Genomic DNA, 19,189 nt, shown 5'->3' with positions numbered 1-19,189 from the left:
CGCGGGCCGAGGTCGGTCCCTAATTCGAGAGTCCGGGCTACTTGACCAGCGCCACCGCGAAGCCGTCCCAGTCCTTCGTGCCGACCGTTTGGATCGCCGCGGCGTCGAGGTGCGGGCTTTCGCCCATCATGTCGAGCATGTCGCGGATGGCCTTGGCCTGGCGATCATCGTCGGCGGGGTTCAGCACCCGGCCCATCCGAGAGATGTTGTCCACCACGATGACTGACCCCGACCTGCCCAGCTTGACCGCCCACTCGACATACCCGACGTTGTTCTCCTTGTCGGCGTCGATGAAGAACATGTCGAAGACCTCACCGCGTTCCGCCAATCGCGGCAACGAGTCCAGCGCGGCACCGACGATGACCTCGACACGGTCGGCGACCCCGGCGCGCTCGAAGTTCTTCCGCGCCACCTCCGCATGCCGCGGCTCGAATTCCAGCGTGACGACGCGCCCGTCGGGCCCGACACCGCGCGCCAGGTTGATCGTGCTGTAGCCGGCCAGCGTGCCGATCTCCAGCACCCGCTTTGCATTGGACATCCGCGCCAGCAGCGACAGCAGCCTCCCGTGTTGCGCCGACACCTCGATGGCCGGCATATCCGCGGCCGCAGCGGATTCCCGCGCTGCGCGCAGTGCGTCGTCCTCCGTGTGCAACACCCGGTTGAACACCTCGTCAAGGGATTTGGGGTCCGGCTTGGTCACCCGTTCGACGTTACCGCTAGGTGGGATTGCCGGACTCCTCAACGCGGCTCGTACCTCGCCGCTTGATCGTCATCCGACTACCGCACCCCCTCCTTGGCGTACACGACCCGCAGCACGTGGCCGACCTCCGCACCCATCACCGCCTCGGCGAGTTCGCAGAACGTCGCGACGAACTCGCGTCCGTGCGGCGGGTCCGCGTCACACAGGTGATGGGCGACCTCGTGCAGCGCCACTTCTGTGGACATACGGGATGTTATGTTCGAGCAGTTTATCTCCGATGAACGGGGTGTTGTGGGCGACAGTTGGCTGACTGTGCTTTCTGGTGGTGGATCGTCTGCTCCACCGCACTTCCTCCCCGAGTTGGCGTGGTTCGACTCGCTCGAAGACTTGGAAGCAACGGCGGGCATAAGGCCAGGCACCCCAGTCATCATCGACCTAGCGCGATTGCGCGCCGACCCCGAGGGATACCGGACAGAACGCGTCTTCACCGAGTTCCTACGGACCTCCCGTTGGTCTCGCCTAAAGCAAGGCACACGCACCACTTACGCGACCGTGTACCCCCCCATCATCCGATGGCTCGCAAGCCGTTCCCTCCCAAAGGCGCTACACGAGATGGACGCAAACGACCTCGGCGAGTGGAAGGAACGGCGCACCGATCCCGTCCGTAATGAGAGGTCCATCAGCGGGGCGACATGGAACAAGGAAGTTGCGGCGCTCTCCCTATTCTTCCAGTGGGCGTTAAGGAAGCAATACACGGTCGAGAACCCAATTGAAGAGTTCGGACCGAGTCTCAAATTCAGGGATTCAAACACGACCCGAGCTAAGGTTGGCGGATGGAGGAGTAAGAACGCTCGCATCCGCCGCGTCGATTGGATCGAGCCCGAAACCTTTCGCCTCTGGTCCAATGTGGCGTTCAGGGGATACGCGGTAACAACCAGCGGGAACAACAAGCTCGTCGGAGCGGGTGAAGATCCATCTTTTCGAGGCCGCAACACGCAACGCAACGCAACATTCGTTGAGACGCTTTACTTCTGCGGCACACGAGAAGGCGAAACGAGCCTCCTGCTGACCTTGGAGTTACCCCAGAAGACCGCCAGTGCATTCGCTGAAATGCGCTTACCTAGCTCCATTACAAAGCCAGGGCGCTCACGCACAATTGTCATGCCTTGGCTGATCGACGGGCTATTACGACGATACGTCCAGCAGGACCGACGGAGAGCCGTAGCCTTGGGGAGACGCCACGACAGCTACAGCGACGTCAGGTGGCACAGGATTACAGACCATCGAGTCAAACGAGGAAAACTCGAGATCCAGATCGACGGGCGCAGATCCTGGGTGAACCACGACCAACTGTTGGGTCCCGATCGACGATGGCTGCTGGCGGAGACCGAGGACGGCTGGGAACCAGCCATGCTTTGGCTCACCGAGAGCGGGCTGCCCGCCAATCAGCGCAACATGACAAAGGTGGTTCAGCGCGCGACTCGAAGATGGGATAGTGCTTGCAAGACAGCAGGTTTCGTCGGCAGTGTCCCGTACCCAACGGCGAATACATTGCGTTACTCGTTCGCATTGAACTGGCTCATCGCTTGGCACAAAGTCATTGATGAGGAGATTGGATCGCCGCCTCCCGCTTACAGCCCGAGTCGGTACGAGGACGCGTACACGGCTGTCCAGTGGCAACTCGGCCATCGTGACCTACAGACGACCATGGACGCGTACTTGCTCGCAGTGAAGGATCTGCGTGGCATCAACATCTTTCGCGAAGCAACGTTCAAATCGGTCTACGAGGCGCTTCACTCCCGCCATGAGAGCGTCCTACCAGGCTTGGGCTATCAGGCAAGCATTCATGACTAAGGGACGCTTCGCATCGTTGCCTGACGGACAACGCAAGAACCGAGTGAGCGCAGATGGCTTGAGTGTCACGATCTGGGACGAGGGCGGCACTAAACACATGACGCTGGAATTCGCAGCCGAGGCCGGCTCCGAAAAGCTGCGCAAACAATGGGTTGCCTGCATTGCGAGCGCCAGCGGACCCGCCGGCTCTTGGCGTTCGATTGTAAGTGCGCGCGGCAACTCGTCGCGCAGTCGGGTGTTCCTTAGGTGGGCGTGCAAACAAGGAATTGACAACCTCGACTGCCTGACCGCCGACAACTGGACCGACTTCATCTCGTGGATTCGCTACACCTACCCGGACAAGACCCCGACGACCCGCAACTCTCGACTGCTCGCGGTGCGCGCCTTACTCTTGCGGCATGACGGGCTGTCCTACGAAGCCGCGCAGGCGCTCTCGAAACGGTGCATGGAGACCGTAGAGGCCACCCTCCCCGATCACTACACCGCCGCCGAGCTACAGCAGGTTCGATCCAACGCAACCAGGGCACTACGCGCTGCGTGGCGCCGAATCGAGCCTAATTGGACACTGGCACAACGGAACAAGGTAGCAGTTCCAGCAGAGGAACATCCCCGTTGGGAGGCACTCCATGCTTTGCTTCGCGCACCCCATAAGCGTTTGAGTAGGGAAGACGGTCGCGCACTCGGTCTACTTGGTCAGTACAACAACGTTCAAATGGAGGCGGCACGGTCCCTACTCTTCCTCACTACGAACGAAGGGCTGGCGGCTTATGGTGCAATCGTTGCTGCAACGGGAGAGAACTCATCTACCACATCACGTCGAAGGATTCCGAGCACCGCCGCATCAGCCGGCTCAGAGGGCGTCACGATCTTCACCTCCGAACGGCACAAGCGCCGCCGCGGCAGCAGATCATTGATGGCGGAAAACGTCGTCGCCACTTCACCACTCGGCAAACTACTGCACCTTGTCATGGACTGCACCGCCCCCGCGCGGCGTTCTGCACAAATCAATCCGGAAGCGCTGCTGGACAACTTCCCGAATGCACACCAGTCGTTCAAAGAGTCATCCAGCGAGAGCCTAATCCTATTCGTAAGGAGAAGCGGAACGCTTGTCAACAGCGTCGCCTGCGTTCCTAAAACAATTGACTGGATGCCGGCCGGGCTACATCTTGACCTTCGACGGCTTCACAGAACCTACCTCACACGTGTAGCGCAGAACCCGGTTGACAACCGGTATCTCACGTGGATTGATGCGTATATCCTCAAAGATCCCAATAGAATTCGCGAGTTGGAGGATGTTCACCGTACTGCGCAGCAGAAGGCAATTAATACGGCACGTGGCATCGCGGTCCGCCTCCTAACCGAAGATGAAGCTGCGGCAGAGGGTCTCGACACCACACCCACCGCCAAGGGCACACGATGTCAGGACATCCTTCACAACCCTGAAACAGGCGCCTACTGCTCGAAATCGTGGCTCTCATGCCTGGGCTGCAGAAACGCCTACATCGTGATGAGCAACCTTCCCCCACTGGTGGCACTGCTGGACCTCCTGGACGCAAAGCGGCGAGACGATGACGATCGAGAGCGTTGGCGCAGGGAGTACCTCACACCGTGGCACCAACTCACGGCGATGCTGAGCAGCGTCGATCCGGAGGCGGTCTCTGCGGCGCGTGCGAAAGTCAGTCCTGAGCTTCGGTCGCAAGTCTGGACTACGGTAATCGTGAACAGGGGTGAGTCATGACGACGCAATCTTTCGGCGTCGCCTCGCTCCAATCCTGGAACGATGACGCTCCTGTTATCGCGAATGCCAAGCGCATCCTTCGCGAAGGCACACCAATACCCGCCTTCTCCGAAGACGCGTGGAATCTGGCCGCGATGGCGCCGCCGCGCAAGCGAAATACTCTCACTTGCAACTTCGCATCCGTTCCTCTCCAATTCCGGGTTGCCGTCAAGAAGGCAGTGTGGATCCTCATCAATGAAGGAAAGCCAAGTCATGCAGTTCAACGAGGCCGCACGAATGCCAAGAAGTGGGTCGCCCCGCACAGCATCATGAGCCACGTTTGCTTAATGCGAGCTTTCCTCAATTTCGTGGCAGAAGAGACACCCGAGGTCCGTTCTCTGAGCGGCGTCGTGAGCGTCACCATGGATGCGTATATAGACAGGGTTGCAGGGCAGGTAGACCCCCAAACCGCAATCGCGCATTACGGGAGCATTCGACTCCTCCACGACCTCACATCGAATTTGTCAGCAAGCGAGCGACTTACGGCACCGTCGTGGGCCGACGACAAAATATTCGTCAGCCGCAGCGGCCCTTCCGACAACGCCACGCCACCCATGCCCGACACCGTGCTTACGCCGATGCTTCTTTGGAGTCTGGCGTTCGTCGAACAATTCGCAGAAGACATCCTGTCGGCAAGGGATGCGATCAACGCCTACGTGCCAGCCACAGTGCAGGACACCCCTATGAATAGACAGCAGGCCGAGGACCTCGTAGCTGCGTGGACGAAGGACCATGACCATCTCCCTCGCACCGACGCCGGTAGTGGGGGAATCGCTGTGGGGTATATGACTTTCATCCTAAATTGGGCCATTCGCTTTCAACGCAGCGGGCTACCTGTGCTGCTGGCCCGTCACCCGGAGATACCGGTCAGCGAGTTATTTTCATGCCCTGTTCCCGCTCAGGTAGATGGAATGATCCACGGGCGGTGCTGGCAGCCTGATGGCCTGGACTACTACCGTCTGACGGCGCACCAGATCGATCTGCAAAGCGCCTGCATGTTTCTGGTTGCCCTCAACTCATCAATGAGATCGGATGAACTGCTCAACCTCCGCTTGGAGACACTCCAAGACGACGGGACACGCAAGCCAGTAACTGAACGTGTCGAGGCCCCCGATGGTCTGGTGCGACATCTGTTGCATGGCAGAACATTCAAGGGCCAGGAAGGAGTAGACGGTATTCAACGAGCGGACGGGGTGGTACGCACATGGGCGATTACAGAGATGGGTGCAACTGCCGTCGGAATCCTTGAGCGACTCAATGGAACGCACGGACGACTCTTCACAGCTGTCAGGTCTACGATCGAGGACGTTGCGGCTCGGCCACTTACAACGACAACGGCAGCCAACAACTTGCGGCAGTTTGTAAAGCGTATGCGCAGCCTTGCAACAGAATTGGCCCTTCCCGATGAGTACTTCTTTCCTGACGACGCCGAAGACTTTATGACGCTGGGTGTGCTTCGCCGCACCTCTGAGGTCCTCACCCAGCAAGAGATCGGCGGCGTCCTCGCGGGGGCACATCAGGCAGGACACCGACTTCGCGACCCTTACGACACCCAGGTCACAGAGGGTTACGGCGGACTCGCCACACAATCAAAGCTCGGACGCCGTACGTCAGATCGCACCGGACAGGCACTTGCGCACTTGGTGGTCGAGTCGCGCGAAGGAGTTATCGGTGGACCCGCCGCAGATCGCGCCCTCGGCGTAGCCGACCTCGCAGCAGCTGAGTTGGAGTTGGTCGATCCCGCTAACCTAATGACCCCGGTACTCAGCAACGAGTGGAAGCGTATTACGAAATCGGTCGGCCAAGCCGTCTACGAAGTTCCGCTGGCCGGCGGCACACATGCTTACTGCATCTTCCACTTACCGTGGTCGGCCTGCACCAAGGAGGGAGAGGAACCCGACGTTGCCGGCTGCAAAATCGTGTGCCCAAACAAGGCGCTCACCATGGATTCAGTCAAAGGGCTGCAGCAGCGTCAGCAGGAACTAGAAGCGTCAAAGCAAGGTGCCGCTACCGAAGAGGTCATTCGGGCTGACCGCCTGATCGACGCATACGAAGAACAGATCGCCGATTCGGGGCTTCCTGTGACAGCGCGCAAGAAGAAGCGACGGAGCACCCCAAGATGACACTTCACCGCGACACCATCCCACAGGTTGCTAGCGAGAGGGACGCGGAGCGGAAGAAGATCATCGCCGCTATGCGCCGGCTACTCATCACCGCGAAGCCCCGCGTCGTACCGCTCGAAGACCGCCTTGTGATTGACACGCTCCGCCGAGAAGCCGACGTGACCCGGTCGGCTCTTACACATCGGCATATCGATCTCAAGGACTTGTTTCTCGATTGCGCCGCTGAGCGCGAACAAGCGGCTCGAAACCTCCGTTCCCCCAACGAGGTAGCGCTCGAAGAGCAGGTCGACAACCTCAAGAAGAAGAACCGCGACATACAGACGCGAGCCACTCATTGGGAGGGCGCAGCCCGTGACCTCGCACGAACGGTTGCCGCTCTACAGATGCTCTATGCCACCGCCAGTGCACGACTGGACGCCATCATCGCCAACGTAGCCCTTGACGACCTAGATCCGACGACTGGCGCGAACGTCTCTCCAATCAGTAGTAAGCGTCGGAAGTGAGTGCATCAGCGGTCTACGGGGCCGAACATCAGTGGTCCGCAGTGCTCGACAGGGGCGGACTGGTGAACTTCTTCGGTTCGGAAATTTACGTTCCTTTGCAGAAGCGATTCGCCGACATACCTTCGGTGCAGAGGTACGTTGACGCGGTGCTGGCCCTGGGCCCCATCCGAGAGGCGTTCCCGAAGGCCGGCCCTGTCCATGTCAGAGAGCGCCGCGGGCAAGGCAAGGCGCACTACGAGCCGTCGACCGCAACCGTGGCACTTCCCCTGAAGGACAGAGCTTTTGGTCGCGAGAGCACTGTGTTGCATGAACTGGCTCACCATCTGTCAGTGAGCGAGGGGCTTACTACTACGCCGAATGGAACCCGCTGGCACGGTGCGGAGTTCCGAGACGCGATGCTCTTCTTGGTCAGCGTCGTGTTGGGCGAAGCCGCGGCACTCCTGCTCCGCGCTGGATACCACTCGTCGGGAATACGTGGCGGGTGAAGCCGTTACCAATCCATTGACACTGAGTTCTGGATCCGCCCCACCATCGAGCGTTGCCAATAGCACCTGAGTACGTCTCGTCTCAGCTAACAGCACGTGAGCACACGCGGAGCACCGATAGCTGCACCGCGCTTAGTCAGTCGGTGGACATACGGGTGCCGCAGAATGGGCACCAGCGGACCGCGCACCCGAGCAGCGCTTCGATGGATGACAGATCGTCGACGTGTAGTGCGCACGCCTCGCGGGAGAGGTGCACGCGGATCGTGTCCACGATGAACTTCGCCCGCTCGACCGGTGTGCTGCCGTAACCGTCGATAGCGGTGGTGCCATCGGCAATCACGTCGCCCGAGTCCAACTCGCGCTCCTCATAGCGAGGTTCGCCTTCGCTATCCGTACCGACCAAGGCGCGCGCGAAGCGACCACTGGGCCGCAGATTCAGCTCGATCCGCCATTCGCCGTGGCGTTCGCGGAAGTAGAACACTCGACCATCCACTGCCCCGCGCCACTGTTCCGGGGCCTGCCCGCCGTGGCTGCGCACGACTACACCGGGCTGTTCTGCTAGCCACGCTTCAAGTTCGGCTTCTGCGGCGTGCTCCGCGGCCGTGATCTGCTTTCCTTCGGGTGACCGCCAGAACGCACCAATGTGACTGCGCCACGCATGAAATGCGCGGCGACGATCCTCCGGTGCCTGCATGCACACGCAGCCGAATCCGTAGTCATGAAGGTCGCTCTCGGGGAGCCGCGGGTGACATGAGCACCGGCAACGTTCGCCGCTGTCGACGTACTTCGAGTCCGTGAGTGCGTCGAGTGCGGTGTCTGCGAGGGCCTCGGGATCCGGGGCGCCGTACAGGTCGAACGCCGCCGCTAGGTGGACGCGGTATCGCTGGCGCGCCTCCGTTCGAGTGCGCTCCAACCGCTCCCGGTATTCTGCCGCGCCGTGAGAGGCGGAGAAATCAAACACGTAGATCTCCGGTTCTTCGTTCACGGTGTCGAGCGTCGCATGACAGAAGCCAGCGTGTCGCGCGCATTTCGCGTCGACCTCTGCCATCGCTTCCCGTCACGTGATCCAGCAGTTGAAGGGGTGCCGCGTGCGCGACGACCCACCGCGGCTGGGGTGTCTGTGCGGGCCGGTTCGGCTGGCGACCAGCCGAGGGAACGGGCAAGGGCGGCATACTCATCGAGCCGCGTGAGAGTGTCGGGCACGCTCAGTGTGTCCAGGTCGAAGACGACGCGTTCGACACCGCAGTCTTCATATTCCGCGCAGAGCTGCTTCGGTGACCGGGCCGACGTGGGCCGCGCTGATCCTGGTGTCAGTGGCGGTCACCGCACGCAGCTGCGTCGCTGAGGCGACGAGTTCATCGCTGTTGGGGCTGACGGCATACCAGCCCGGTCGCGTATGCACCATCCCAAGGTGATAGCGGCACGCGCTCCTGGCTACACAAAACCCGATTAATCGACCCACCCGGTCGAGTGGACCACCCGCTCGATCCACAAGCGATGCCCCTCCCGCTCTGCGAGCCATTCGTCGGCGATCCTGCGAGACTCTTCGCGTTGCGCGTGAGCAATCGCTCTCCCAGCCTGTCGCCTGTGGCGCTCATAGAGTTCCCGTTCGCTGTCTTCCAGATGATCCGGGCAGTGATTGGCGAACTCGTTCGGACGAATCCGTATTAATCGTCGGCGGCAAATCTTCCCGTCGAGTTTTGGATGCCCACACCGTCGATCCGAGCGCGCTGGTGCCGGTTGAGACTCGCGGGCTTGTTGGACCATGCGTTCGTATGGTTCCCGAAGTGTTTCCCCGTACCGGTCAGCTGCCGGCGTTGCGGGGACCTTCGCTGCGGCGCCGTAGTCAACGGCTACACGATGCCGTGCAAGCACTGCTTTCGGGCGGGATGGATAGTCGGACCAGCTCGCGGCCAGTTCAGCGCCTTGGGAGACAAGACTGGCTGCGGCGTACGCCAAGCGTGCGGATTCTCGCGCCGCCCGCAGGTCTCGCTCTAGATCATTAAGGGTGAGGCCGACGTCTACACGCATTGAGCGCAGCGCGAGCTGGGTCTCTTGTAGGGCACCGACGAGTTCGTCGAGCATCTGAAGGCCACGTTTGGTCACCCATTCGCGTCGAACTGGTGGCGTGTCGGCGTGCATCATGGCAATGTAATACTAGTAGTACAGACTTTACGGTGCACTCACAGTTACGTATGTGCGTGCCCACCCGACCGAGCCAGAACAGTCCGGAGCGTGTGGCTGCATGGGAGCGTCGACGAGAGTCCGTCGGCAAGCGAATACGCGAGCTCCGCGTCGAGCGAGGCATGACGCAGGAGCAGCTGGCCCATGAGTCCGGCGTCACCCGCCCCATTCTGAGCGCGGTGGAGAGTGGGCAACGCGGTTTGCTCTACGAGCGGCTCTTCGATATCGCCGACGCGCTCGGAGTGCCCGCCAGTGACCTGATGGTGGATCGGTAGGCGGCGAGAACCGGATTGCTGGATCGACGTAGCCGATCACCTACCGGTCGACATCGCAGCGGCTCTCGATCGCCTTGATCGCTGCTATCGCCGATTGCCCGAGGTCGGGGTGGTCGACGTAATGCCGCAGCATGTCTGCGGTGGTCGCATTCCCGACGCGGCCGAGGGTGTCCACGACATAGCGCTCGATGTGGGGCTCGGGCCATTCCCTGAGTTCGTCGCGGTGCGTTAACGCCCACTGCATGAGAACGCGGATCTGTTCGGGGTAGGAGATCAGGAGCAGATCGTGGGGGGCAAATTCAGTGTCATTGTTGTAGCCAGGTATTAGTGCGAAGCGCATGTCGCTGAGCACTGCAGTGGCGGGTCCGGGGCACGTCGTCTGCAGGCGATCCCAGATGAATTGCGCTAACCCCGTTGGCAATTGGTCCCCGCGTAGCAGCGGGAACAGCAGTTCGTCGACCAACCGCCAAACACCGACGAAGAGCAGGGCAGCGGGTTCGTCCTCCTCGGCCACTGGCGCTTCGGGCAGTCGGTCGCTGATTTTCGCCCAGCCGCGCAACCCCTGGAGATGCCCGGCGACGCAGTCCTGTCGGTTGAAGGTATCCAACCGCATCCGCCGGGCCGCCTCAGCAACCGCGCGGCCGATCAGGTCGTCGGCACGGGCGATGCCCTCGGCCAGCCCCTGGACCGCTTCCGGATAGCCGAAGCCATCGAAGTCTCCAGGTGCGAGCACGGCCATGGCGTAAAGGGTCAGCTTCTGAACGAGTGGGAGCCCGCAGACCACCTCGCCGTACGGTCCGAAGACCAATTCGTCCTCATACTGTCGTGAGATGATCGACACCGCCATTCGCTGTCGATCCGGGTCGTCGGGGTCAGCGATGATCTCGCTGATTTCCGCTTCGATGTCGTCGGTGGTGGCGACCGGTTCGATGCGCCCGTATCGCCCCAACACCTCCAGCAGCAAGCTGGACAAGAAGATGTTGTAGTTGGCGTCGAAGGTGTCCAGGACGTCTGCGATCGCTTCGCGCTCGTCGGGCGTCAGAACATGGTGAGCGAAGCGTGCGGCCTCCAACACCTCTAGGCGCAAGTGGTAGCCGCCAGCGTGCCAACCGCTGCTGATGATGTCGATGACGTTGGCGGCGTCCTCGCCGTGGCGCAGCGGCCGGCTCAGCAGTGCGGCCACGTGCAGTCGCCCCCAGGACGGGTTCGCCCGCCACATCCGCGTCGCCAACCCTGATTCGGAGTCGGGGCGATCACCCCAATGACGGCCGGTGTCGATTGCGCCGCAGACGTAGGCGGCGGCCAGGGCGTCGCTTTCGCTTGGGTACTGCACCGCGTAGACCGAGGCGAACACGGTGCTGATGCTCGTGCGGTGACCCTGCTCTCGCAGGGCAATCATCGCCGGGCGCAGCACTTTGTCGGTCACATCGAGCAGCTCGCCTACGTCATCAAGGAGCAGCCCGTCCAACACCCCTAGTCCGATCGCCCGCAACAGTGCCAGCTCGATGGGTGACCAAGGGAACGGACCGTGCCAGCCTCCAGCCCAGAAGCCGCCGTCGGTGGGGCCCTCGAACACCGCATGCGGTGTCCTCATCCGCGCCGTGACGAGCAGTTCAGTCATCTCCGCAAGCGCCGCAGCCGCGGTTTCCGCGCCGAACACGCCGCGCGCGGCGGCCGCGAACAACTGGTCATCGGCAAGCTCGCGGATGGCGTCATAGCGGCGCGCGGGGTCGCGCTCCACCCGCAGCGCGTATTGGCGGAGATCTTCGTGTGCCGGCTGCGCCAGTACCTGCCCCAGGGCTGCTCCGTCCTGCGATGACACGACGAGTTGTTCGGCGGCCAGGAATCGCCCCTGCCGTTCGTGGCTAAAGCGCAGCCGCCCTTGGTGTATCGCAACCAGGCGGCAGCCCAGCACCTCATCCAATGCGGTGGGGGTGTTCATCAAAGGTGGGCAGCGCCGCAGCATCGCCATCACTTCGTTGAGCGGCATAACGGTGCTCACCTTGGCGTCCATCGCGATGGCAACGCAGCGAAGGCCGGCGCGCACCGCCTCGCTGCGTGTCAGGCGGCTGATGTAAGCGTCGAGGACGTCGGCGCGCGACGCCCCGGCGGGCAATTCGCCAATGACCTGGGCGGCCACACTGATGTCGTACCGGGTGCGGTACTCGGCGAATTCCGCGACTCCCGCGGCAGTCCCGTAGGTGTCGGCAAGCTGGGTCCGTTCTTCGCCCTGCGGCGAGGCGAGCTGGATGCGCGCGGTCGGCGAGAACAGCTCAACGATGTCGTGATCGGACGATGTCGTCACCAACACCGACGCCGGGATTTGTAGGAGCAGGGCGTTGAGCTGGGTGAGCAGATCGTGCCGGTGCGCGCTGGCCTGTAGCGCGTCGATGACGACGGTGACGCCGGCCCCGGAGTCAGCAGCCTTGCGCAGCAACGCCCAGGCAGGTTCGGTGCTGTAGGGGCTCACGGCGCGTTTGATCAGCACGCCGAAGTCGTTCTTCGCGTAGTCGTCGGCCGAAGCCCACACTACGAGGCGACCTTGCTGGGTGAGCCGTAGCGCGGCGTGCTGGGCGGCGTGGGTCTTGCCGTCGCCTGACGCCCCCACGAGCAGCACCCGGCTGACAGGCTCGGTGAGCGCCGACGCCAGCCTGTCCGCATCGACGGTGATTGCCTGCTCGTCGAGCAGACCAGCGGCGGGTATGAGCGGATGAAGTCGCCCCGACCACCGGTCACGAAACCGCCGCTGGTAGTCCTCAATGGCGGCCCGGTCGGCGCGGAGGCGCCGTACCTCATCTTCGTCGTCAGCCTCTGGGTACAGCCCCAACTCCCGGATAAGTTCATCCCAGTCGGCGGGCGCCCACTGGGTGAGACCGCGCCCTGGCGCGGTGAGGTAGTCCACCAAGCCATCCAGGCCGAGCGCTACGACATAGTCGAAATCCTGCAACTGCGAGCCCGCCGGCACACGGGGAGCGATCGCGACCACGGTGTCGATCTGGCGGTAGAAGTCCTTCTTCAGCGGGGTAGGCACGCGGCGGGCTTTGGCGAGCTTTGCCATCTCATCGGACAGAGCCAGGGTCTGTTCCTTCGCCTGATGGTAGAAATTGCGGTGCCCGATGGCACGGCGCGTCCCGTTGGGCAGGCCCTGTTGCCACGGCCCATTCGCCGTTGCAATCAGCGGCAGGGTGGGGTCGAGTGCTTTTAGTTCCACGACGACGCAGCGCGTGGCGGTGATGATCACCAAGTCGAGTTGGCGGGCGCCGCGCAGCACGAAGAAATTGACCAGCAGCACCGCGGATACGCCGCGCCGCTGCAGTTCGGTGCGGATCGCGCTGATCGCCCGCCGCTCGGATTCGTGCGCGGGTCGATCACCGTAGAAGACGTCGATGTGGACTTGTTGTGTTGTTATGTTGCTCATCAATCGCCAGCCCTATCGGCGGCACCAGAAGCTCATGATAGCGGCGCTCACCGGCAAGCTATGGACGCCGACCCAGCGAGTCGTTGCCCCCCGGCCGCTTCTCAGGCTCGTTGATCGCCTGAACGAGGCTCGCCGGGTGCGACGCGAAGTACCTTGTCTCGGCCTACGGACTGCATGAGAAGACTCGCATTCTCCGCGGACCGCAGCAGGTACACCGTTTCCTGCCATGAGTCGTAGTCCTGTGCAGACATGAGCACCGCATCGCCGACCTTCGAAGTGATATGGACTGGCTCATGATCGGCGTTGACCTGCTCTAACAGAGCAGACAGCCGCTTCCGCGCATCGCTCACGCTGATCGTCGAGGCCATTCTGAAAATGTACTACTAGTGGTACGCAGTTGAAGTACGCGCCCACTTGCTGGTGGTCGTTCCCAACCCGGGGTATATCAATGGCGTCCGGAACCCGTTAACGCATCCGTGTCGCGCCGCTAGTGGACGCGGCCTTGGCATCGCATTCATCGGCGAACGCTCGAACTCCTCGGGATCCAGTCGTGCACGCGCGCTTCTTTCTGACGGTCGTTAGAGGTCAGGAACCCACCCGTTCGCGATTGCAAGCTTGGACAGCGGCGGCTCGACGTACCGTGAGGATCTCCACCGCTCGGCAGCGACGACCCAACCGAGCGGGAACTTCTGAGGTTGTTCGAGAAGGGAATCGGTTAGCAATGACGAACTTTCAGCTGTTCCCTCAGGTATGACGATGTGCGCATCAGGTCCGCATGCCTCCAGCGCCTCGAGGAGAGGAGTCATTGGCTCGCCAGTGAGTAAACGGACGCTGATTGCCCGGACCGCCGGCCACGACGCGTGTTCGTAGCGTGCCATATGACTCAACTGGCTAGCACTCAAGCCCACGAGCGGATCGAAGGCATCGAACCTGGCAGTGTGGTGCGCAATCAGTAGTCGAGCTCTATCGGTCGCAGATTGCGCCGCCTCCCAAACCTCTGAACGGAGGCGTCGGCCCATGGCACTGGCCGCCAAGCGGCTGGAGGTCTGCGCAGCACTGAAGAACGTATCCTCCTCGATCTGCTCAACTACCTCATCGAACGCGGCGATGTGCTCCGCTACCACTTCCGCGTCCGCTATCGCAACGAAAGCCAACGCCCATGTCGTGCGGGATAAGTCGTCATCACATAAGTCGATCTGGCCCCTCCACCATGGCCCCGACGACTTGTTAGCGCGAGTCTCTTGAACGAGCATGCCGTAATCAGATGAGCTGCCAAACGCCGTAGCACCAGGGGTGACTGATCCGCCGGTCACGATGTCTAGCTGAATGGCGCCAATGAGCGCGATCTCGGCGCCAATCAGGCATTGGCCATGTATTGCGGCGAGTTCACGTGCGGTGTGTTGCCAAGGAGCGGTCGACTTGGCCTCGCCGCGTCGGACGGCGCTTGCCCGCATGATCCGCTCGTAACGTCTATCAACCGTCGTCAGGCGTTTATATATGCTGGAGCGTGCCTTTCTTTCGGCCTCGTTATCGACCAGGTGCCCGACAGCGACGAGGTAGATCGGGTCGGCAGCTGGAGTCGCTAGTCGCAAATAGTGTTGTGGCCGTAGCACTTTGAGCAGGTCGCCAGCCACGCTCGTACCGGTTACTGCGATGTCGCTCGCCTCATTGTCGAGAACACTTCGAATCAGAGTTTCATGCGCTGTGGAATCGGCCGGCGGTCGAGCCTTGAGAGCGATGGCCGCGCGACGACTGGCGGCACCATCGAGCACGATGGCCGCAGCGGTCGCATCGTCCAGCGTCGCGCCCGCAAAACTGACACCGAGTTGAACCCAGCTCACCTCATGCGGAGAACCAACGGCCGCAATCAATCGCGGGATCCACCAAGACTCGAATGCGGCACGATCGACTCCCAATCGAGGAAGGACTCGCACTCTGTCCCGCGAGAGCATCTCGTGGGGTGCCGCAGCGCTAGCCCCCATCAATGCTGCGGCGAGGTCGCTGCCGCCACGTTCGGCAGGAAGATCGGTCAGCGGGGATTGCAGTCCTGTCGCGGTTAGGAGCCGTATCGACAATGGATCCGACAGTAGGTTTGCAGTTGCGCGCTGCGATCTAGCCACGGGCGCGAACACACCGTCGGCCAAGAGTGTGAGGACGGCTGCGCGGGCTTGTAGCGGATGCCGACCCGACTCGATCGCTTCATCCAACCCGGCGACTAGCGTCATGAGCTCGTTCGGGTTGGCAAAGCCCGCGTAAAACCTTGCGGTGTTGGACCAGTATGAGCGATCTACCAACGCGTGGAGCACATCACTTCGCAGCACTACGGCCTCTCCGAAGAGACCGACGTAATCCGACAGGAACAGCGCCGCGAAGTACTCACGGACCGAATGGACAGAGAACTCGAACGTGCCGTCCACCTTGCTGGACAGCGCCCAGAAGCGGTCCGAGATGGCGCTGAACAATTGGTCCACCAGGTCCATCGGGCCTTCTACTTCATCGAGGTAGTTGCGCAGATGGCGTTTGATACGTTTGGTTTCCAGGCGATCCGGCACAGTGCGCGCCTCGACTCCGGACTGCATGAGCCAGCCGAGATACGCGGTCAATTCATAGACCAGTGGGACGTTGTCCTTGACCAGTTGGTCCTTCTCGACTTCCCTATCCAGCAAGGTTTCCATGAACTGCCTGTACATCGCGGTACGCGCGTCCGGGACTCCCTCGCCACGACGATTCACGAGAAAGAGCAAAATCGTCAATTGCATTGGGTTCTTGGCGAGTTCGGCCACGTGATCCTGAGCACTACGGTCCCGGAAGACCTTCATCAACTGTCGCTGTTTACGGCCCCGGATGCGGTGAACAGAGGTCCATTTGCGCATGTACTCATGCTGGAGTGTCGGTGACAGGCGTACCAGCCTGACCGTCTCGAACATTTCTGCAGACGGCTCTTTCAACCCGCCGTTATTCGGTCGAGTCGTCACGACGACCTGAAAACGGCGTTGCGAGGTGCCGCCCAGCCTGCGCGCGAATGCGTCAATCTGTTGTACGACTTCAGATCTCAACGCGGAGTCTGCAACCTCGTCGAGGCCGTCCAGGACGACCAGCAGTGGATAGCGTTGGGTAAGGTCGTAGATCTGTTCGACACTTACGGACCGTCCGCCGCTGTGATAAGCGCAAAGCGACGCGAGGAAATGCTCAACGCTTCGTTCGGCGGCCCTCGGCCTCTTAACCTTCTGTTCATCGTGGCCCCAGGGGTCCTGCCCGAGCAGCCAGGTCGCATACTCTTTCAAGTCAGCGCGAAGCGCCAGCTTCGCATCCGCAGGCCGGTGATCGGGCGCCTTACCCATCGTGATCTCGCTGGCTGGCAGGAGAGCAGCTCGGTGAACCTGGCAGAGGTACTGGCCGAGTGTTGACTTACCCTGGCCGGGCTCGCCACGAATGAGCGTCAACGGCATCGTCGTGCGCAGCAGGTACTGCACAGCGCCTTCGCCGCGAGCCTGCTGACGACCTACGAAGGCGTCCAGCGCGTTACCGGCCGGCTCCTCCAGCGTTTCCTCGACGTCTACGAACAGGTCCACGATGTTGAGGTGGTCCATATCCACCTGGCTGAACTTGACTTTCGCGTCCTCGCCCCACTGAGCGGACATCACAGCTAGCAGCGTTCGGCGCATCTCGGCGGCGCGCCCTTCGGCTTGAGACCCGTCGATCAGGTAGCGAATGAGATCTTGGCCGACGAGCATTGGGGCGTAAGACCACTTGGTTGCGTCGGGCGCACTGTCGACCATCGAATCCAAGTCGGACTGCCACAAGCAACGCATCCGGATGCCGTACTGCTCGGAGAGCTTATCCAGTTCCTCGTCGAGGCGATCAATGGTGCCCGTCCTGGGAGTGCTGGTACCTGCCACACAGGTCATAAGCCGGTACTCGGTCGCACCCTCTTCGCGAATGAGACGCTCGATGTTCGCCCGCTCGGCCTCGACGGCGCTCTTGAGCCAGGTCACCGGATTCTGCAGCGCCTTGCTGGTCCATTTGACCTGAAAGATGACCGCAAGTTCTCCGTCAGAGCCGCTGATGTCACGGCCTCCGTCGCTCATACCGACGGGAAAACACCGAGCATCGGGGTAAGCGATGCGAATCAGTGCGCTACAAAGCTGCTGAAACTCCTTCTCGCTCAGGCGCTGATAGAGATACCGAAACGAGTTACCGGGTTGCTCGCTCAGCGGTTTACCCGGACCCGAACCTCGGCCACCCCCGCGTCTGCGCGCATTCGGCGAAGCTGCGCGCGCCGCCCGCGCAACTTCAGCGCGAGGGTCTTTCCTGACGCGATCTCTGTTGGATCGACTAACAGTCATCTGTCACATTCATTCGTTGCGTCCGGCGAGCCAGACGGTACCGCTGCGCGGCTAAGCGGGCGATCTTCTTCACGCGTTCAGTCTCGCGCGGTAGTCCGACATTCGACTTCGCTTTCGCCGCCGCCTCAAGGTTCGCATTCTCAGGCGCCGCGACGCGGCGAACCGGTAGGCGGAGGCTTAGACTCCGCCCCTTGAGCTAGATGCTCTGTTGCCGTTTTCCCCTTTCTTGCCTGGTCCTGGACGGACACGGTCACCCCAGCTCTCGTCTAGTACGCTCCCGCCGGGCTAGGACTGATTTGCGCTTATCGACCGGCGACGACTCCTGGCTCGACTAAATGCCGTGGTCATCGCAGGTGCCGGGCCGGTACGATCGGCCCTTCAGGTCGGGCCCTGAGGGAGGTGCCGTGATGGAGCGCAACACACCAAAGAAGGTTGTGGTGTCGACGGCTGCGGTCAAGAAGGCCGGTATGCGGGCTACGAAGGCATCGGCCAAGCTGGCGGGCCGTGTCGTGCCCGCCGGCCATCGTCGATCGGCCGCTGTGAAGGCCTACCTTGCGAAGCAGCAGCCGCCGAAGCGCTGACGCCGCTGACGCTCGGATACGGAAAACCCCTACACCGCACGACGAAATTAACGCTCCGCTACCTGAGATCGTCGAGATCCTGGACAAGCCGATCACGCGCGCGGATGTTTACGACCTCGAACAAGGCATGCAGGATCAGGTGGTCGAGGAAGTTGAGCCGGTGGCGCTCGACGGGTCGTTGCCGCTCGACGATCTTCTGAAAGATCACTTCGTGCGCGACTTGCGCACGCGGCTGTTCAGGCCGATTCGGGAGTGGGCCGGCCAGCCACGGCAGCTTGAAGGCAACATCGGCGTAGCACCCGAGCAGATTGCGGTGGAGCTACACAACTCGCTCAGGACGATCGCCTTGCGATGGGAGCACACCAGCGACTGGACGGCGCGGCAGCTGGGAATTGTCGTCCATGCCGAGACAGTCCGCATCCATCCATTTGTGGACGGAAACGGGCGCACTACAAGGCTTCTCGCCGACATTGTGTCGGCCGCCGCCCAGGAACGCCGAGCAGCAATACGACTGGGATCTGGACAAGCCGTATTACATCCCGCTGCTACGCGCGTTCGATCAACGTCGGGACGTGACTGATCTAGCCGCGTTCATATCGGTGGAGCAGATCGAGCAGTCGGAGTCCTGATCGAGTTGGGTGCACCGGGGTGCCTGCAGCCCGTCTTACGTTCGGGCGGCTGATGCCAGGCGGTTCGCTGCCGCAGAACCGAGATCACCCGCGTGGCATGGCCAACCTTGATGTTTCCGCCGGACACGCCCAGTCAAACGGGTGTGTCCAGCATTCCGGACGTCCGGTTCGTCGTACCCTCGAAAGCAGCAGGTGGCGCAATCGGCACCGACCAGTGCAAGACGAACTCGTCATGAAAGCGAGGCTCCGGGATGGCTGATGACCAGCAGGCGCCCCCCGAGGCTCCACCCCCAGCACCGCCACCGGGCCGGCCC

The 19,189-nt window shown here is 61.9% G+C and carries 15 protein-coding genes and 1 pseudogene; 8 read left to right on the top strand and 8 right to left on the bottom strand.

The features are described from left to right. Window positions 1-37 precede the first annotated feature (37 nt). Together D6M19_RS28895 and D6M19_RS28890 are read right to left on the bottom strand one after the other, a co-directional pair. Entirely contained in the window at window positions 38-700 is a 663-nt protein-coding gene (locus tag D6M19_RS28895; protein ID WP_123028725.1) for an O-methyltransferase, read from the bottom strand. A 77-nt stretch (window positions 701-777) separates the two neighbouring features. Beyond that, window positions 778-933 (bottom strand): annotated as a pseudogene (locus D6M19_RS28890) (TIGR04338 family metallohydrolase); the annotation flags it as partial. Between the two features lie 379 nt (window positions 934-1,312). On the opposite strand from D6M19_RS28890, the gene D6M19_RS28885 reads away from it, so the two are divergent. From D6M19_RS28885 to D6M19_RS28865, 5 genes are read left to right on the top strand one after another with little or no spacing between them, the layout of a single operon-like run. After that, window positions 1,313-2,554 carry a site-specific integrase gene (locus D6M19_RS28885; RefSeq protein ID WP_164478750.1) on the top strand — a complete coding sequence of 414 codons (1,242 nt, stop codon included), beginning with the start codon at window positions 1,313-1,315 and terminating at the stop codon, window positions 2,552-2,554. Beyond that, complete coding sequence (locus tag D6M19_RS34420; protein WP_164478749.1) at window positions 2,547-4,292, top strand: hypothetical protein; 1,746 nt, start codon at window positions 2,547-2,549, stop codon at window positions 4,290-4,292. The genes D6M19_RS28885 and D6M19_RS34420 overlap by 8 nt, the downstream gene beginning before the upstream one ends. Beyond that, on the top strand, window positions 4,289-6,454 hold the full coding sequence (locus D6M19_RS34415) for a hypothetical protein (protein ID WP_164478748.1): 2,166 nt from the start codon (window positions 4,289-4,291) through the stop codon (window positions 6,452-6,454). Before D6M19_RS34420 ends, D6M19_RS34415 begins: the two co-directional genes overlap by 4 nt. Then, window positions 6,451-6,957 carry a hypothetical protein gene (locus D6M19_RS28870; RefSeq protein WP_123028721.1) on the top strand — a complete coding sequence of 169 codons (507 nt, stop codon included), beginning with the start codon at window positions 6,451-6,453 and terminating at the stop codon, window positions 6,955-6,957. Before D6M19_RS34415 ends, D6M19_RS28870 begins: the two co-directional genes overlap by 4 nt. Next, window positions 6,954-7,442, top strand: a complete 489-nt coding sequence (locus tag D6M19_RS28865; RefSeq protein ID WP_123028720.1) for a TIGR04338 family metallohydrolase — start codon at window positions 6,954-6,956, stop codon at window positions 7,440-7,442. Before D6M19_RS28870 ends, D6M19_RS28865 begins: the two co-directional genes overlap by 4 nt. Window positions 7,443-7,578: 136 nt before the next feature. On the opposite strand, the gene D6M19_RS28860 is transcribed toward D6M19_RS28865, so the two are convergent. The 3 genes from D6M19_RS28860 to D6M19_RS34405 all read right to left on the bottom strand — a co-directional run bounded on the left by D6M19_RS28860 (window position 7,579) and on the right by D6M19_RS34405 (window position 9,587). Then, the gene (locus D6M19_RS28860; RefSeq protein WP_234835101.1) at window positions 7,579-8,490 is read right to left on the bottom strand and encodes a hypothetical protein; all 912 of its coding nucleotides are present in this window, start codon (window positions 8,488-8,490) and stop codon (window positions 7,579-7,581) included. Window positions 8,491-8,691: 201 nt separating this feature from the next. Then, complete coding sequence (locus D6M19_RS34410; protein WP_164478747.1) at window positions 8,692-8,844, bottom strand: hypothetical protein; 153 nt, start codon at window positions 8,842-8,844, stop codon at window positions 8,692-8,694. A 47-nt stretch (window positions 8,845-8,891) separates the two neighbouring features. Further along, window positions 8,892-9,587, bottom strand: a complete 696-nt coding sequence (locus D6M19_RS34405) for a hypothetical protein (RefSeq protein WP_206428667.1) — start codon at window positions 9,585-9,587, stop codon at window positions 8,892-8,894. Between the two features lie 56 nt (window positions 9,588-9,643). On the opposite strand from D6M19_RS34405, the gene D6M19_RS28850 reads away from it, so the two are divergent. After that, window positions 9,644-9,901 carry a type II toxin-antitoxin system RelB family anti-toxin gene (locus D6M19_RS28850; RefSeq protein WP_074362888.1) on the top strand — a complete coding sequence of 86 codons (258 nt, stop codon included), beginning with the start codon at window positions 9,644-9,646 and terminating at the stop codon, window positions 9,899-9,901. A gap of 40 nt (window positions 9,902-9,941) precedes the next feature. Here the strand turns inward: D6M19_RS28850 and D6M19_RS28845 are convergent, their stop codons facing one another. The 3 genes from D6M19_RS28845 to D6M19_RS28835 form a co-directional block, all read right to left on the bottom strand. Further along, complete coding sequence (locus D6M19_RS28845; RefSeq protein ID WP_123028718.1) at window positions 9,942-13,319, bottom strand: nuclease-related domain-containing protein; 3,378 nt, start codon at window positions 13,317-13,319, stop codon at window positions 9,942-9,944. Between the two features lie 101 nt (window positions 13,320-13,420). Further along, on the bottom strand, window positions 13,421-13,687 hold the full coding sequence (locus D6M19_RS28840; RefSeq protein ID WP_123028717.1) for a type II toxin-antitoxin system Phd/YefM family antitoxin: 267 nt from the start codon (window positions 13,685-13,687) through the stop codon (window positions 13,421-13,423). Between the two features lie 210 nt (window positions 13,688-13,897). Then, complete coding sequence (locus D6M19_RS28835; protein WP_123028716.1) at window positions 13,898-17,407, bottom strand: NACHT domain-containing protein; 3,510 nt, start codon at window positions 17,405-17,407, stop codon at window positions 13,898-13,900. Between the two features lie 665 nt (window positions 17,408-18,072). On the opposite strand from D6M19_RS28835, the gene D6M19_RS28830 reads away from it, so the two are divergent. Together D6M19_RS28830 and D6M19_RS28825 are read left to right on the top strand one after the other, a co-directional pair. Continuing rightward, entirely contained in the window at window positions 18,073-18,246 is a 174-nt protein-coding gene (locus tag D6M19_RS28830) for a hypothetical protein (RefSeq protein ID WP_164478745.1), read from the top strand. Beyond that, window positions 18,218-18,826 (top strand): Fic family protein, encoded by a 609-nt coding sequence (locus tag D6M19_RS28825; protein WP_234835100.1) that lies wholly within the window; start codon window positions 18,218-18,220, stop codon window positions 18,824-18,826. The genes D6M19_RS28830 and D6M19_RS28825 overlap by 29 nt, the downstream gene beginning before the upstream one ends. Window positions 18,827-19,189 lie beyond the last annotated feature (363 nt).

Source organism: Mycolicibacterium stellerae, from assembly GCF_003719305.1.
Classification (GTDB): domain Bacteria; phylum Actinomycetota; class Actinomycetes; order Mycobacteriales; family Mycobacteriaceae; genus Mycobacterium; species Mycobacterium stellerae.
This window is presented reverse-complemented; position numbering and strand designations above follow the sequence as displayed.

Excerpts from the sequence above, each read along its gene's own strand:
- D6M19_RS28835 (WP_123028716.1), bottom strand. The coding sequence starts at position 17,407 with ATGAGCGACGGAGGCCGTGACATCAGCGGCTCTGACGGAGAACTTGCG.
- D6M19_RS28860 (WP_234835101.1), bottom strand. The coding sequence starts at position 8,490 with ATGGCAGAGGTCGACGCGAAATGCGCGCGACACGCTGGCTTCTGTCAT.
- D6M19_RS28840 (WP_123028717.1), bottom strand. The coding sequence starts at position 13,687 with ATGGCCTCGACGATCAGCGTGAGCGATGCGCGGAAGCGGCTGTCTGCT.
- D6M19_RS28870 (WP_123028721.1), top strand. The coding sequence starts at position 6,451 with ATGACACTTCACCGCGACACCATCCCACAGGTTGCTAGCGAGAGGGAC.
- D6M19_RS28845 (WP_123028718.1), bottom strand. The coding sequence starts at position 13,319 with ATGAGCAACATAACAACACAACAAGTCCACATCGACGTCTTCTACGGT.
- D6M19_RS34420 (WP_164478749.1), top strand. The coding sequence starts at position 2,547 with ATGACTAAGGGACGCTTCGCATCGTTGCCTGACGGACAACGCAAGAAC.
- D6M19_RS28830 (WP_164478745.1), top strand. The coding sequence starts at position 18,073 with ATGGAGCGCAACACACCAAAGAAGGTTGTGGTGTCGACGGCTGCGGTC.
- D6M19_RS28885 (WP_164478750.1), top strand. The coding sequence starts at position 1,313 with ATGGACGCAAACGACCTCGGCGAGTGGAAGGAACGGCGCACCGATCCC.
- D6M19_RS34415 (WP_164478748.1), top strand. The coding sequence starts at position 4,289 with ATGACGACGCAATCTTTCGGCGTCGCCTCGCTCCAATCCTGGAACGAT.
- D6M19_RS34405 (WP_206428667.1), bottom strand. The coding sequence starts at position 9,587 with ATGATGCACGCCGACACGCCACCAGTTCGACGCGAATGGGTGACCAAA.